This is a genomic window from Streptomyces djakartensis (assembly GCF_014651075.1).
In the GTDB taxonomy this organism is placed as follows: Bacteria; Actinomycetota; Actinomycetes; order Streptomycetales; family Streptomycetaceae; genus Streptomyces; species Streptomyces djakartensis.
This window is the reverse complement of sequence record NZ_BMWE01000005.1, coordinates 73,680-89,253: the sequence shown is the minus strand read 5'-3', so window position 1 is coordinate 89,253 and position 15,574 is coordinate 73,680. Positions and strand designations below refer to the sequence as shown.

General features: G+C 71.4%; 9 protein-coding genes. 8 read left to right on the top strand and 1 reads right to left on the bottom strand.

Features of this window, described 5'->3' with window-relative positions; all coding sequences use genetic code 11:
* Positions 1 to 17: 17 nt before the first annotated feature.
* The 5 genes from IE212_RS10245 to IE212_RS10225 all read left to right on the top strand — a co-directional run bounded on the left by IE212_RS10245 (position 18) and on the right by IE212_RS10225 (position 6,829).
* Positions 18 to 1,616, top strand: a complete 1,599-nt coding sequence (locus IE212_RS10245) for a PucR family transcriptional regulator (protein WP_190197438.1) — start codon at positions 18 to 20, stop codon at positions 1,614 to 1,616.
* Positions 1,617 to 1,771: 155 nt separating this feature from the next.
* Positions 1,772 to 2,614: a nitrilase-related carbon-nitrogen hydrolase gene (locus IE212_RS10240; protein ID WP_190197437.1), complete on the top strand. Its 843-nt coding sequence runs from the start codon at positions 1,772 to 1,774 to the stop codon at positions 2,612 to 2,614.
* Positions 2,615 to 2,723: 109 nt separating this feature from the next.
* A complete protein-coding gene (gene hydA, locus IE212_RS10235; protein WP_190197436.1) occupies positions 2,724 to 4,127 on the top strand; it encodes a dihydropyrimidinase in 1,404 nt (467 codons plus the stop codon).
* Positions 4,128 to 4,138: 11 nt separating this feature from the next.
* A complete protein-coding gene (locus IE212_RS10230) occupies positions 4,139 to 5,161 on the top strand; it encodes a TIGR03842 family LLM class F420-dependent oxidoreductase (protein WP_190197435.1) in 1,023 nt (340 codons plus the stop codon).
* Between the two features lie 141 nt (positions 5,162 to 5,302).
* A complete protein-coding gene (locus IE212_RS10225; protein WP_190197434.1) occupies positions 5,303 to 6,829 on the top strand; it encodes an NCS1 family nucleobase:cation symporter-1 in 1,527 nt (508 codons plus the stop codon).
* Between the two features lie 33 nt (positions 6,830 to 6,862).
* On the opposite strand, the gene IE212_RS10220 is transcribed toward IE212_RS10225, so the two are convergent.
* Entirely contained in the window at positions 6,863 to 7,537 is a 675-nt protein-coding gene (locus tag IE212_RS10220; RefSeq protein ID WP_190197433.1) for a hypothetical protein, read from the bottom strand.
* 299 nt (positions 7,538 to 7,836) lie between these two features.
* Between IE212_RS10220 and IE212_RS10215 the strand changes: the two genes are divergently transcribed.
* Genes IE212_RS10215 through IE212_RS10205 form a run of 3 tightly spaced genes read left to right on the top strand, consistent with a single transcriptional unit; the run spans position 7,837 to position 15,476 of the window.
* On the top strand, positions 7,837 to 8,196 hold the full coding sequence (locus IE212_RS10215; RefSeq protein WP_190197432.1) for an effector-associated constant component EACC1: 360 nt from the start codon (positions 7,837 to 7,839) through the stop codon (positions 8,194 to 8,196).
* Positions 8,193 to 13,595 (top strand): caspase, EACC1-associated type, encoded by a 5,403-nt coding sequence (locus IE212_RS10210; protein WP_190197431.1) that lies wholly within the window; start codon positions 8,193 to 8,195, stop codon positions 13,593 to 13,595. Before IE212_RS10215 ends, IE212_RS10210 begins: the two co-directional genes overlap by 4 nt.
* A 54-nt stretch (positions 13,596 to 13,649) precedes the next feature.
* Positions 13,650 to 15,476, top strand: a complete 1,827-nt coding sequence (locus IE212_RS10205) for a gamma-glutamyltransferase family protein (protein WP_190197430.1) — start codon at positions 13,650 to 13,652, stop codon at positions 15,474 to 15,476.
* Positions 15,477 to 15,574 lie beyond the last annotated feature (98 nt).

Here is a 15,574-nt window from a genome sequence, read left to right as displayed (position 1 = left end):
GAGCGAGGGAAGTCACCATGACCATCACCCTGGGCTCCCTGGAACCCGCGCTGTCGGTCCGGCAGGTCCTCACCCTGGAGCGGGTGCTCGCCGGGGAGCCCGAGGTGGTGGCCGGCGCGGGTCACCTCGACCGGCCGGTGCGCTGGGTGCACGTCGCCGAGGCCGCCGACGTCGGCGTGATGCTCAGCGGCGGCGAGATGGTCCTCACCACCGGTGTGCTGCTCGCGGGTGACGAGGACAAGCAGGCCGATTACGTCCGGTCGCTGCACCGCGCGGAGGCCGCCGCCGTCGTCCTCGGGCTCGGCCGTGCCTTCCCGGTCGCGCCGGACGTGATGCGCCGGGCGGCCGAGCGGTGCGGACTGCCGATGGTCGTCCTGCACCGGCCCTTCCCCTTCGCCGAGCTGACCGAGGAGGTCCAGTCGCGGCTCGTGCGGCGCAAGTACGCCGCCGTCAGCCTCTCCGAGGCCGTCCGTAGCGAACTCACCGCCCTCATCACCGCGGGCGCCCCACTGCAACGCCTGCTCGACGAGGTCGCCCGACACAGCGCCTGCCCCGTGGTCGTCACCAACCTCGCCCACCGGGTCCTCGGCACGGCGGGGGAGCGCCCGGCGGTGGACGACGTGCTGCGCGACTGGGAGCGCATCGCCCGCCAGGCATGGGGGCACCACCCAGGCCGTTCAGGCACTGGGGGAGGCACCGAGGGCGACGGCTGGATCCGTGCCGAACTGGGCGGGCGCGGGGAGCGGTGGGGCCGGATCGTGCTGTGCGGCTACCGGGGCGACACCGCCACCGGACGGCTGCTCGCCGACCGCGCCGCCGAGGCTCTCGTCCTGCACCGCATGCTCGGCGGCGCCGCCGCGTGCTCCTGGGAGGAGCAGTGCGCGCAGAGCCTGCTGACCGACCTGGTCAGCGGTGTCGTACCGGCACGGCAACTGCTGCCCCGGGCGCGTGCGGCCGGACTGCCGGTCAACCGGCGCACGTTCGTGCCGCTGGTCGTCCGCGACGGCGACACCGGCCGGCTGGAGCGCCTGCTGCGGCTGCTGGGCCTGCCCGGGCTGGTGGCCGAACTCGCCGACGGTGCCACCGCCGTGCTGCTCAGCCTCGCCCGCGACCAGGACGCGGAAGCCCTCGCCGCGCACTTCGCGACCCGGCTGCGCACCGAGCCGGGGCCGTCGCACACGGTCGTCGCCGCGGCCGACCCCCGGGTCGTCTGGGAAGACGTGCCCGCCGGACTGCGGGAGGCCCAGCACGTGGCGGACGCCGTGGCCGACTTCGCCGCCGCCCTCGATCTGCCGCTCGTCGTCCGCCTCAAGGACGTCCACCTGCGGGGCCTGATCCGTCTGCTGCGGGACGACCCGCACGTGCAGTCCTTCGCCGAGCGGGAGCTGGACGGGCTGCTGCGCGAGTCCGACGAGGACCTGCTGTCCGTCCTGCGCACCTACCTGGCCACCGGCCGCAACAAGTCCCGCACCGCCCAGCTCCACCACGTCTCCCGGCCCGCCCTCTACCGCCGCCTGGAGGCGATACAGGCCCGCCTCGGCGTGGACCTCGACGACTTCGAGCAGGCCGCCTCGGTGCACATCGCGCTCCTCGCGCACGACGCGCAACAGCAGTGAAACACGGGATCACCTGGGAAAACGGCGGTGAAACATGGGCCCACGGCAGAGTGACACGGTGACACGCCGCACGCCCCGGGACGTGACACGGTGCAACTCAAAGACCGGGAGCGGACTTCCTAGGCTCACGGCACACCGAGCGACCGGAGGTCCCGATGAGCCGAGTGATCCGTGCCGCCGTCTTCCAGACCGCCTGGACCGGCGACAAGGAGTCGATGATCCAGGTCCACGAGCAGGCGGTCCGCGACGCCGCCGCGCAGGGTGCCCAGGTCCTGTGCTTCCAGGAGTTGTTCTACGGACCGTACTTCTGCCAGGTCCAGGACCCGGCCTTCTACGAGTACGCCGAGCGGATTCCCGAAGGCCCGGTCGTCCGCCGCTTCCAGGCCCTCGCGAAGGAACTGGGCATCGTCCTGGTCCTGCCGATGTACGAGGAGGAGCAGCCCGGCGTCCTCTACAACACCGCCGCCGTGATCGACGCGGACGGCTCCTACCTCGGCAAGTACCGCAAGACGCACATCCCTCAGGTCAGGGGCTTCTGGGAGAAGTTCTACTTCCGCCCGGGCAACTCGGGCTGGCCCGTCTTCGACACGGCCGTCGGCAGGGTCGGTGTCTACATCTGCTACGACCGCCACTTCCCCGAGGGCTGGCGGGCACTGGGCCTCGCGGGTGCGGAGATCGTCTTCAACCCCTCCGCCACCTCCCGCGGCCTCTCCGGCTACCTGTGGCAGCTGGAACAGCCGGCGGCGGCCGTGGCCAACGAGTACTTCGTCGGCGCGATCAACCGGGTGGGCGTCGAGGAGTACGGCGACAACGACTTCTACGGAACCTCGTACTTCGTGGACCCGGAGGCCCAGTTCGTCGGCGAGGTGGCGAGCGACAAGGAGCCCGAACTCGTCGTCCGCGACCTGGACATGGCCAAACTCCGCGAGGTCCGCGACCGCTGGCAGTTCTACCGGGACCGGGCGCCGGGGGCGTACGGGCCGCTGACGATGCCGTGAAGGGCAGCGCCCCAGGGGAACGGGGCCGTACTCGAGATGCGGCTGCCGCCGCGCGGGCGCGACCAGCCACACACAACCGGCACGTTCACACGGTGAGGAGCGACAGAGCATGAGCACTCGAACCGTCATCCGCGGCGGCCTCGTCATCACCGCATCCGACGAGATCCACGCCGACGTCCTGATCGAGGACGGCCGCATCGCCGCCCTCGCCGCCACCGGCACCCCAGCGGCGGACACCTTCACAGCGGACCGCACGATCGACGCCACCGGAAAGTACGTCATCCCCGGCGGCGTCGACGCCCACACGCACATGGAACTGCCGTTCGGCGGCACCTTCGCCTCCGACACCTTCGAGACCGGCACCCGCGCCGCCGCCTGGGGCGGCACGACGACGATCGTCGACTTCGCCGTGCAGAGCGTGGGGCACAGCCTGCGCGAGGGGCTCGACGCCTGGCACGCCAAGGCCGACGGCAACTGCGCGATCGACTACGGCTTCCACATGATCGTCTCCGACGTCAACGAGCACACCCTCAAGGAGATGGACCACCTGGTCGAGGAGGGAGTCACCTCCTTCAAGCAGTTCATGGCCTACCCGGGGGTCTTCTACTCCGACGACGGCCAGATCCTGCGCGCCATGCAGCGCTCCGCCGACAACGGCGGCCTGATCATGATGCACGCCGAGAACGGCATCGCGATCGACGTCCTGGTCGAACAGGCCCTGGCCCGGGGTGAGACCGACCCGCGCTACCACGGCGAGGTCCGCAAGGCCCTGCTGGAGGCCGAGGCCACTCACCGCGCCATCCGGCTCGCGCAGGTCGCCGGCGCGCCCCTGTACGTCGTGCACGTCTCGGCGACGGAGGCGGTCGCCGAGCTGGCGCGGGCCCGGGACGAGGGGCTCAACGTCTTCGGCGAGACGTGCCCGCAGTACCTGTTCCTGTCCACGGACAACCTCGCCGAGCCCGGTTTCGAGGGCGCCAAGTACGTGTGCAGCACACCGCTCAGGCCCCGCGAACACCAGGCCAGGCTGTGGCAGGGCCTGCGCACCAACGACCTCCAGGTCGTCTCCACCGACCACTGCCCCTTCTGCTTCACCGGCCAGAAGGAACTCGGCCGCGGCGACTTCTCCAAGATCCCCAACGGTCTCCCGGGCGTCGAGAACCGCATGGACCTGCTGCACCAGGCGGTCCTCGAGGGGCACATCTCGCGCCGCCGCTGGATCGAGATCGCCTGCGCCACCCCGGCCCGGATGTTCGGCCTGTACCCGAAGAAGGGCACCATCGCGCCGGGCGCCGACGCCGACGTCGTCATCTACGACCCGCACGCCGAGCAGGTCATGTCGGCCGATACGCACCACATGAACGTCGACTACTCGGCGTACGAGGGCAAGCGCGTGACCGGCCGGGTCGAGACGGTCCTCTCGCGTGGCCTGCCCGTCATCACCGAGCGGGAGTACACCGGGCACGCCGGACACGGCGTCTTCACCCCGCGATCCACCTGTCAGTACCTCAGCTAGGAGTGGCGCAGATGGACTTCGGACTCGTCCTGCAGACCGACCCGCCGGCCTCGCGGGTGATCAGCCTGATGCAACGCGCGGAGGACAACGGCTTCTCGTACGGCTGGACCTTCGACTCGGCCGTGCTGTGGCAGGAGCCGTTCGTGATCTACAGCCAGGTCCTGGCCAACACCACGAGGCTGAAGGTCGGGCCGATGGTGACCAACCCGGGAACCCGCACCTGGGAGGTCACCGCCTCCACCTTCGCCACCCTCAACGACATGTTCGGCAACCGCACGGTCTGCGGCATCGGCCGCGGCGACTCGGCGATGCGCGTGGCCGGCCGCAAGCCCAACACCCTGGCCCGGATCAGCGACGCCATGAAGGTCATCCGGGCCCTCGCCGGCGGCCGGGAGGCCGATCTCGGCGGCGGCACCGTCGTGCGCTTCCCGTGGATCAAGCCCGGCGCCGAACTGCCCGTGTGGATGGCCGCGTACGGCCCCAAGGCCCTGAGGATGGCCGGCGAGGAGGCCGACGGCTTCATCCTCCAGCTGGCCGACCTGTATCTGACCGAGTACATGGTCAGGGCGGTGAAGGACGCGGCCGTCGCCGCCGGCCGGGACCCCGGTGAGGTGACGGTCTGCGTGGCCGCCCCGGCGTACGTCACCGAGGACGACTCGCCGGCGGCGCTCGCCCACGCGCGCGAGCAGTGCCGCTGGTTCGGCGGGATGGTCGGCAACCATGTCGCCGACCTGGTGTCCAAGTACGGCGAGCACTCCGCCGCCGTACCCGACGAACTCACCGACTACATCAAGGCGCGCCAGGGCTACGACTACTCCCACCACGGCCGGGCCGGCAACCCGGACACCCAGTTCGTGCCGGACGAGATCGTCGACCGGTTCTGCCTGATCGGCCCGGTCGAGAAGCACGTCGAGAAGCTGAACGCGCTGCGCGCCCTCGGCGTGGACCAGTTCGCCGTCTACGACATGCACGACGCGCAGGAGGCCGTGATCGACGCGTACGGATCGCGGGTGATCCCGGCCGTCAACGGCTGACCCCTCCCGCGCGGTAAACCCCCTTGTACTTCCCCTTCCCGGCGGCCCGGGAAGGGGGCCCAGGACGCTCCCGAGCGCACCCCCCCATCGGCGTCACCCGCATGGCCTTTCCCGTCCCGCCTCCCCTGATTGGCCCGGCCCATGACCGACACCGTTCCCACGGCCACCCCGCCGACCTCACAAGTGACCCTCGCCGACGGCCGGGTGGAGATCGCCCCGGGCGCTCCCGCGCCGACCGGCCGCTACGCCAACGAGGACCTGCTGCCGGTCCCCGTCGAGGGGCGTACCTGGACCACGTACAACTTCTCCGCGCTGTGGGTGGGCATGGCCCACAACACGGCCTCCTGGACCCTGGCCTCCGGTCTGATCGCCGTCGGCATGGACTGGAAGCAGGCGGTGTTCACCATCGCCCTGGCCAACGTGATCGTGCTGATACCGATGCTGCTCACCGGGCACGCCGGGCCGAAGTACGGCATACCCTTCCCCGTCTTCGCCCGGGCCTCCTTCGGCGTCCGCGGGGCCAACCTGCCCGCCGTCGTACGGGCGTTGGTGGCGTGCGGCTGGTTCGGCATCCAGACCTGGATCGGCGGCGAGGCCATCTACTTCCTGGCCGGCAAGCTCATCGGCGGCGGCTGGACCGACGCGGCGAAGGTCGGGGGCTACGCCTGGACCATGTGGCTGTCGTTCGCGATCTTCTGGGCGCTGCAGGTCGTCATCATCTACCGGGGCATGGAGACGATCCGCCGCTTCGAGAACTGGGCGGCGCCCTTCGTGCTCGTCGGGGCGTTCGTGATGCTGTGGTGGATGAGCGGCAAGGCGGGCGGGTTCGGCCCGCTGTTCGACCAGCCGTCGAAGCTGGGCTGGGGCGCCGACTTCTGGAAACTGTTCGCACCCGCGCTCATGGGCATGATCGGCTTCTGGTCCACGCTGTCGCTGAACATCCCGGACTTCACCCGCTACGGCAAGAGCCAGAAGGCCCAGACATGGGGCCAGGCACTCGGTCTGCCGACGACGATGACGCTGTTCGCGTTCCTGTCGGTGATGGTCACCTCGGGCTCCCAGGCCGTCTACGGCGAACCCGTCTGGGACCCCGTCCAGCTGGCCGCCAAGACCGACAACACGGTGGGCCTGCTCTTCGCCCTGGTCACGGTCCTGGTGGCGACGCTGTCCGTCAACGTCGCGGCCAACCTGGTCTCCCCGGCCTTCGACTTCTCCAACATCGCCCCGCGCAGGATCAGTTTCCGGGCGGGCGCACTCGCCACCTGCGTCCTGGGCGTGCTGATCTTCCCGTGGAAGCTGTACTCCGACCCCCAGGGCTACATCTTCACCTGGCTCGGACTGGTCGGCGGCCTGCTCGGCACCGTCGCGGGCATCCTCATCGCCGACTACTGGATCCTGCGCCGCTCCCGGCTGGACCTGGCCGACCTGTACCGGACGGGCGGCCGCTACTGGTACGAGGGCGGCTGGAACTGGCGGGCCGTGGTCGCCTTCGCGGCCGGCGGTGTACTGGCCGTGGGCGGCGCGAGCTTCGAGCCGCTGACCGACGGCCGTCCCGTCCCGGCCCTGGCGGACCTGGCCGACTACGGCTGGGCGGTGGGCCTCGGCACGTCGATGCTGCTGTACCTGGTGCTGATGACGGCGACGGGCCGGAACAGGACCACCGCCTGACGGGGACGACGGCGCCGGAGGGCGAACGGCCGGTCAGCCCGCGCCGCCCCCGCCCTCCAGCGCGGCGACCGCTTCCTTCGCGGCCTTGATGGCTCCCTTGTTGATGGTGTCCGTGCCGGGCGCCTTCCTGGACTCGAAGTCACTGCCGTTGTACGTGACGACGACCAGCACGTTGGACGCACGGGCGACGACCAGGCCCTCGCGGGTCTCCTGCTTGTCCTCGGTGGTGAGGTTCACGACGGAGTAAGCGCTGTCGCCCAGACCGGGCACGGGACCTCCGCCGCTCTTCTCCTCCGTGCGCGCCGTGTACGACTTCTGCGCAGCCTCGTCCGACTTCATCACCTCGAACGACACGTCGAGCCAGCGGTAGTCGTACCCCTTGAGCGCGTTCCACGAGCAGGTGCGGCGCAGCTTCGAGTCCGTGGACGGGATCTCCTTGCCCGCCGTCTTCGCGCCCGGCACCAGCGACGTGACGGTCTTCCCGCTGACGCTCGCGCAGGGTGCGGGAGCGGCCGCGTACGCCTGCGACACGGTGGACGTCGACGGGCCGGACGCGGACTGGGTCCCGGGCTTCTCCTCGGCCGGCCTGTGCTCGGCGGCCTGCGGCGCGGCGAGCGGGCCGGACGACAGGGTCCAGCCCGCCGCGGCGAGCACGACCACCGGCGACAGGCGCGCGGTCAGGGCCAAGGGCAGGGGTAGAGAACGCACGGCGCCCTTCAGGTGGGGGACGGACGGTGCGGAACGGGTCCGCACGGCGGACGGGACGACAGTTTCACACGAGTCCCTGTGGCGCGGAAGTGCCGTCCGGCACCCAAGCCGCGGGAATACCGACCGCACCGGCGCGGTCGCGCTGAGCAGCGTTGATCGCATGCCGGCGGCCTCGCCCGCAGTAACACCTGCGGGGGCGGCCGGCCGCGTCCGGGCTCGATGGTCAAATGTGGCGCGTGCGGGCATTCCGGCTCCGCTACCATCAACTTCTTCACATTTGGACTAGGGGAGGTCCCACGATGCGCGTCCGCATCGAAAGCGACGGGGACGGTCAGGCTCTGACGGAGCTTCAGGCATGGTTCGCCCGTGATCCGAAGGCGCGGCGGCTGCCCGTCACCCCCGTCTCCACGCCGGGCCCCACCATGGGCGCGCTCGACGCCCTGGAAGTAGTGCTGGGAGCGGCCGGCGACATCGCGAACTTCTCGGTCGCCTACGCCAGCTGGCGGCTGACGCGGGCCGGGGCGGGGAACCGGGGCGGGCGCACGCTGACGTTCGGGGGCACGACGGTCGACATCAGCCATCTCGATCCGGAGCAGCTGGCGGATCTCCTGCGCCGCCTGGAGGCCGGTGACGAGACCGACGGCGCTCCCCGGTCATGACCGATCGGTCGGCCCCGTCGTCCAGGGCGGTGTTCTTCGGTGTCCACGACTTCGACGGGTTTCCCAAGCTCGAAGGAGTCCGTAAGAACATCCCCGCGCTGCGCGCCCAGCTGACCGATCCGGAGATGGACGCGATACGTTGGGAGGACTGCAACGTCCTCCCAGCCGACAGCTCGCGGGATGCGTTCCTGGCCGCCGTGCACACCGCCGCGCAAGAGGCCTCCGACCTGCTCCTGGTCTACTACGCCGGGCACGGTCACCACTTACCGGACGGCCAGGACCTGCTCCTCGCCACCAAGAAGTCGAGCCACAACCAGGACTTCTACTCGGTCGAGTACAGCAGGGTCAGGCGGTACGTCGAGAACTCCCTGGCACGGCGCAAGGTCGTCATCGTCGACTGCTGCTACAGCGGGATGGCCCTGCGGATGGGCGGCGGGGACCCGGGCGAGGCGGACCCGGCACTCGCCATCGAGGGGGCCTGCGTCCTCACCTCGGCTGCCGAGACCGAGCAGTCGCTGTGCCTCCCGGAGGGCAGCGTCTTCACCCTCGAGCTGGTGAAGGTACTCAAGCACGGCATCACGGGGCCTCTGGACGAGGAGGGGCGCAGGGGCGAGGATCAGAGCCACCTCCTGACCGGCGATGTCCTGAGGGTGATCAGAAACCGGTTGGCGGGGAGGGTCGAAGACCGCCACCAGGTACCCGAGCCGCGCATCGCCTGCCGCGGCGACGGTTTCCGTATTCCGCTCGCCCGCAACCGGGCCTACACCGAGGACGAGCCCGCCGCCACGGACGGCGCAGCCGACCAGCCGCCGCCCCCGGCGCGTGATCCGCTGGCCCTGGTGATTCCTCAGCAGAACTTCGTGGAGGGGCTCGGCGGATTCGAGCGGAACCTCATCCCCGAATGCCTTCCCTACGTGTCCCCGGGGCAGGACCACAGGACTGAACCGGCCCGTCTGTTCCGGCGCCTGCGCGAGTCCGAGGACCGGGGGGTGCTGCTCATCGGCGCGGCCGGCATCGGCAAGACCCGGACGGTGCTCGAAGTGGGCCGGGTCGCGCTGGACGAGGGCTGGCGCGTGCTGCATCTGCGCCCCAGCGGGAAGGAGTCCGTGACCACCGAACTCATCAGCCATGTCCTGGCCGAGGACAGCCCGGCCCTGGTGGTGATGGACTACCTCCACCACTACTTCACGAAGAACGATCCCGACCCCCGTCTCGACCTGACCACCCTGCGATACCAGCTCCTGCCGGAGGCGCGCCGCAAGGGGATCAAGGTCGCCTTCCTGGCCACGGCGCGTCCCGGGTGGCTGCGCAAGACGGACGAGATCCACCTGTACGAGCTCTTCGACGAGGAGGAGCTGAGGAAGGACGAGGAATTCCAGCGGCTGGTGGCAGAGCAGGCGCTGACCAGGCTGGCGCCCACCGCCGTCGCCACGTTGGGCATGGACCGCATGTGGGAGATCTGCGGCCACCGGCCCATCATCGCGCTGCTGGTCGCCCGTGAGGTGGAGCGAAGATTCGTCGGCGGCGACCTGCGGGACGTCTCCGGTTTGAGGGCGAGCGGCGAGCTGTCCACCTGGCTCAGGAACCGGCTGGAGGAGGACGACCTCGCCGTGGTCCGCAGGGAGGGGTCCGGTGGCAGGCCGACCGCTTTCGACCGGGCCTCGGCATCCGACCTGCTGGTGGCCGCCGCGGCCGCCGCGGCCAGCTGTCCTCAGGAGTACGCCGAGGTGGTCGCGGCGGCCAAGGCGGCACTGCCCCGGGCGTCCGAGGACAGGCCGGGTGCGGAGGAGGTGGTGGAGACCCTGGTCGACCTGGGCTGGCTGCAGCGCGGAGGCCCGGCCGACACCCTGGCCACGGCCCACGACATCGTCTGCGATCAGCTCGTCGAGTCGGTGATCCTGCCGGCGGGCTCCCGTACCCCGGACCGGCGAAGGGCCCGGTCCCTGCTGGGCGGTTGCCTGACCACCCCCCGGACCATCGGGCGCTACGCGACGAACCTCGCCCGGCTGATGAACGACCTGGCGCCCGCCCCCCGGGACTCGGTGTCGGAGCTGCTCGATCAGTGGTTCTCGGACAACTCCCCGGCCATCGGCGACCTCATGCGGCACGACGCCGACGCGGGCAGCTATGCCCTCGGGGCGCTCGTCGCGGGGCCGCCCTGGTCGCAGGCCGCCATGCGGAACTGGCAGAACATCGCCGGCCCCTGGCTCGAGGAGTACGGCGACCGCGCCGACTTCCGCCACCTGCTCCACAGCGGCCTGTCACGCCTGCCCCCGGAAAGCGCGGTCCTGCTCGTCCCGGCGGCACTGCGCTGGCTGGAGGTCTACGGCCCGCGACAGGACGCCAGCTACGTCCTGGGCCCGCTGCTCAGCCGAACCGACCTCCCGGCCGAGCTGAGCCCGTCCCTGGAGAACGCGATCGGCTGGGTGAACCTCCACGGAGAGTCCCAGACAGCCCACTACGTCCTGAGCGCCTTGGTCGCCCGCAGCGACCTCACCGTCCGGCAGGCCAGGAAGGCGGTCCCGGCGGCCCTGCGCTGGTGCGAACGCTCGATGGCCGCGCGGCAGACCGGAACGGTCCTCCATCCCCTGCTGGCGCGGACCGATCTGACCGCCTCCGAGGTGCGCCGAGTGATCGCGGCGGCCTACACCTGGGTGGGCCACCACATCGCCCTCCAGAGCTCGTCCAGGGTCCTGTCGGCGCTGCTGACCCATCCCGACCTGCCGCGCGAGGAGGTCCGTTACGCCGCCACGCTGGCCCTCGAGTGGCTGGAGCACCACTGCGACACGCGGCATGCCAACTGGGTCCTGTACCGGTTGCTGGGCCTGCGGGGAGCGCCCCAGCAGACTCAGCAGGCGGTCACCCACGCGCTGGGGTGGCTGACGTCCTACGCCACGGAGAAGACCTCCGACTACCTGATCGGCCGGCTGCTCGAGCACGATGCTCTCACCCCAGCGGAACGAGGACTCGTGATCGGGTTCGCGGGCCAGTGGCTGGACGCCCACGCGACGGAGGACGACGGCGACTTCCTGATCCGCCGGCTGCTCGAGCGCGATGACCTCACTCCTGAGGAACGGCAGCTCGTGGTCGGGTTCGCGGGGCGGTGGCTGGTCGCCCACGCGAGCGAGGTGGACGCCAGCTTCATCCTGTCCGAGATGCTGGCCCGGCGTGACCTCACCGATGAACAGGCCCGGCTGGCCATCGGACAGGCGGTGTCCTGGCTGGAGTCCCACGGCCAGGTCAAGGCGGCGGGGTACGTGCTGAAGGACCTCCTCGCCCGGGAGGAGATTCCCGCCTACGAGGCCGGCCGGGTCAGCACCTTCGCCAACGAATGGCTGCTGCGGCACAAGGAGGACAAGGACGCCAGTTTCGTCCTGCCCGGGCTGCTGGCCCGGCCCGGCCTCACCGGCGAGCAGGCGGAGCAGGCCGTCACCTCGGCGACGTGCTGGCTGCGCGTGCACGGCCTCGCCGACACCGCCGATCACGTCCTGCGGCCGCTTCTCGAACGGCCCGGCCTGGCGCCCAGCCGGGCGCGGACCGCTGTCTTCCACGCGGTCCGGTGGCTGGAGCGGTTCCGGGAGGAGAAGAGCGCGGGGCGCCTGTTCGCCGTGCTGCTCGCGCGCCGCGACCTGACCGCGGACCAGGTCGGCACCGCCGCTCAGGGTGCCCTGGCCTGGCTGGAGCGGGGCTACTCGGGGGCCGGGGCCGAGCGCCTCCTGCCGGAGCTGCTCGGGCGGGCCGAACTCTCGCCCCAGCAGCGCGCGCGAGCCATCGAGTTGTCCGATGTCCGCGAGCGGCAGAACACCGGCACGCGGGTCGAGGCTCTGGCGCTGCAGCGGGTGCTCCGGGGACGCGCGGCGCGCAACGACGAGGACAAGCGGCGGGAACTCGTTTCCGGGGTGGAGTGGCTGGAGGAGAAGGCCACGCACGAGGAGGCGCTCCCGGTGCTGACCTCCGTGCTGGAGCACTCCGTGCTGAAGGATCCCGAGCTGGCGGGGGACCTCACCGGCAGAGCCGTCACCTCGGCCCTGGCCTGGCTGGAGGAGCACTGGGCGGAGATCACCGCCACCCACCTGATCCAGCGGTTGCTGAAGGTGCCCGGGGTGACGGACGAGCACCTCGGCGGCGTGGTGTTCTACGCTCAGCGGTGGCTCGTGAGACATGGCGAGCTCCTGCGAGCCCGGCACGTGCTGGAGCCCCTCCTCTCCCACGCCGGGCTGGACGAGGAGCAGATCGACGCGGGCGCCCTTCTGACCCTCGGCTGGCTGCGGCGCTGGAGTGCCGAACCCAAGGCGTTCTATCTCCTGGAAAGACTGCTGGAATGCCCCGGCCTCGTGGAGGGGCGGGTGCGGGACGCTGTCGCGTTCACCCGCACGTGGCTCACCCGCCATCGCTCGATGAAGGAGGCGGGCTTCGTCCTCACGCCCTTGCTGGCCCGCGAAGATCTGACGGACGATGAATGGGAGTGGGTTCTTCCGCAGGCCATGGGCTGGCTGCGGGACCACGGGACCAGCCGTGCGGTGCGGCGCATCCTGACCCAGCTCGCCGAACACGACCGGATCAAGCCGGCCGAGCTCGACGAACTGCTCGACGCCGGCATCGCCTGGGTGGAGACCCACAGTCATTCGCCGCAGCTCTACCACACACTCCAGGCGCTGTGGGGCCGGACGGATCTGAGTGAGGCCCAGATCAGGAAGCTGGCCGATGTCGCACTCCGGTGGATCTCACAGCAGAAGACGGCGAAAACCTGGGGGGTGCTGGGAATTCTCGCCGGGCGCTCGGACCTGCCGGCCGACCAGGCCGCCGCGGTGGATTCCCTGGTGACCACCCGGGTGTCGGCGGACCCCACCGGGCTCGACGTGAGCTTCGTGCTGGAGGCCCTCCTGACGCGTCCGGACGTCACACTGGCGCAGCGCACAAAGGTGATCTCCTGGTCCCTCGCCTGGTTGGAGCGCCATATGCCGGAGCGGCGGTCCCGCTTCCTCCTCAGGGCCCTGCTCGGCGTGGAGGACCTGTCGGCGGCCGAGAGAGGCCGGGTCGTGGAGTGGTCACTGGAGTGGCTGGAGCGCTACACCGACGGCACCGCTGAGACGTTCGCCGACAAGGACGCTGAGACGGTCCTGGGCCCGCTCCGGTCGGTGGACCTCGACGAGGTGCAGTCGCGGCGGCTCCAGGCCTGCCTTCAGCAGAGCGACGCGGCGGGTGGGACGCCTTCCGGCGAGGTGCCCCTGGTGGTGCTGGCGAAGCCGGCGGTTCCCACCTCGCGAGCCTCGGCGGAGGCGGGGAGCGCTTCCGGTGTGCTCCTGGTACCGGCGGCAGCCGGCCCGGGTCCGGACACGCCTGTCCCACCGGCGACGGAAACCTCGGATCCCGTCTGCGGTGCGGCCGGTGGAACATGACGGAGCCGGGCCACCACCGGCACCACCGCACGAGAACAGCGAGCGAGAGGCCCCATGTTCACCACCCGCCCCACCCTCCAGGGCACCTTCGGCATGGTGTCCTCCACCCACTGGCTCGCCTCACAGACGGCGATGGCCGTCCTGGAGGACGGCGGCAACGCCTACGACGCGGCGGTGGCGGGCGCGTTCGTGCTGCACGTCGTCGAGCCGCATCTCAACGGCCCGGCGGGCGAGGTCCCGATCCTGCTCGCCCCGGCCGGCGGCGAGGTACGCGTGCTCTGCGGGCAGGGCGTCGCACCGGCGGGGGCGACGGTCGCCCACTACCGGGGCCTCGGCCTGGACCTGGTCCCCGGCACCGGGCCGCTGGCCGCCGCCGTGCCCGGCGCCTTCGACGCCTGGATGCTGCTGCTGCGCGACCACGGCACCAAGTCCCTCGCCGAGGTCCTCCGGTACGCCATCGGGTACGCCGAGCACGGCCACCCGCCCGTGGAGCGCGTCGGGGCGGCCGTGGAGACCGTACGCGAGCTGTTCGAGACCGAGTGGCCGTCCTCGGCGGAGGTCTACCTGCCCGGCGGCAGGGCGCCGCGACCCGGTGAGCTCCTGCGCAACCCCGCGCTCGCCGCCACCTGGAAACGCCTGCTCGCCGAAACCGCCGGCGCCGGGAACCGGGACGCCGGGATCGAGGCCGCGCGGGAGGTGTGGCGCACCGGGTTCATCGCCGAGGCCCTGGTACGCCAGGCCGGCCGGCCCACCATGGACACCAGCGGCGAACGGCACAGCGGCACCCTCACGGCCGCCGACCTCGCCGCCTGGTCCGCGACCTACGAGCCGCCGGTGACGTACGACTGGAACGGCTGGACCGTGTGCAAGCCGGGGCCCTGGAGCCAGGGCCCGGTCCTGCTCCAGCAACTCGCCCTCCTCCCGCCCGAACTGCCCCGGTACGGCTCGGCCGACTACGTCCACCTCCTGGTCGAGAACTGCAAGCTCGCCATGGCGGACCGCGAGGCCTGGTACGGGGACGCCGCCGAGGCGCCGATCGACGACCTGCTGTCCGACGGGTACAACGCCGCCCGGCGCGCGCTCGTCGGCGAGCGGGCCTGCCACGACCTGCGGCCCGGCAGCCCCGGCGGACGCACTCCGCGTCTGAGCGCACGCGCGCGGGCGGCGGGCGCAGCCCAGGAGGGCCTCGACGCCCTGGGCATCGGCGAACCGACGGTCGCCGGGAGCCCGGCGCATCCGGTGCCGGGCGAACCCGGCATCGCCGCCGACGGGACCACCCGGGGCGACACCTGCCACCTCGACGTCGTCGACCGCTGGGGCAACATGGTCTCCGCCACGCCCAGCGGCGGCTGGCTCCAGTCCAACCCGGTCGTGCCAGAACTCGGCTTCCCGCTCGGCACCCGCCTGCAGATGGCCTGGCTGGAGGAGGGCCTGCCCGGCTCCCTCACCCCGGGCCGCCGCCCGCGCAGCACCCTGTCCCCGTCGATCGCGCTGCGCGACGGCGTACCCGTCCTGGCGTTCGGCACGCCCGGCGGGGACCAGCAGGACCAGTGGCAGACGCACTTCTTTTTGGCGGTCGCGCTGCGCGCCCCGGTCCGCGGCGGCCTCGACCTCCAGGGCGCGATCGACGCGCCGAACTGGCACAACGACAGCTTCCCCGGCTCCTTCTACCCGCGGGGCATGCGGCCGGGGAGTGTGACCGTGGAATCCCGCACGGACCCGTCCGTGGTCGCGGAACTGCGGCGGCGCGGCCACCAGGTGACCGTCGGCGGACCCTGGTCGGAGGGCCGTCTGTGCGCGGTCGCACGTGACCCGGAGACGGGGGTCCTGTCGGCGGCGGCCAACCCGCGCGGCACGCAGGGTTACGCGGTCGGCCGCTGAGGCGGAGCACTTCGGGCGGGCCGCCGCCCCGGCTTGCGAACCGTGTTCCTGTTCATCGGGATTCCACCCGGGGTGCACCGGGCGGGTGGGGATTGTCA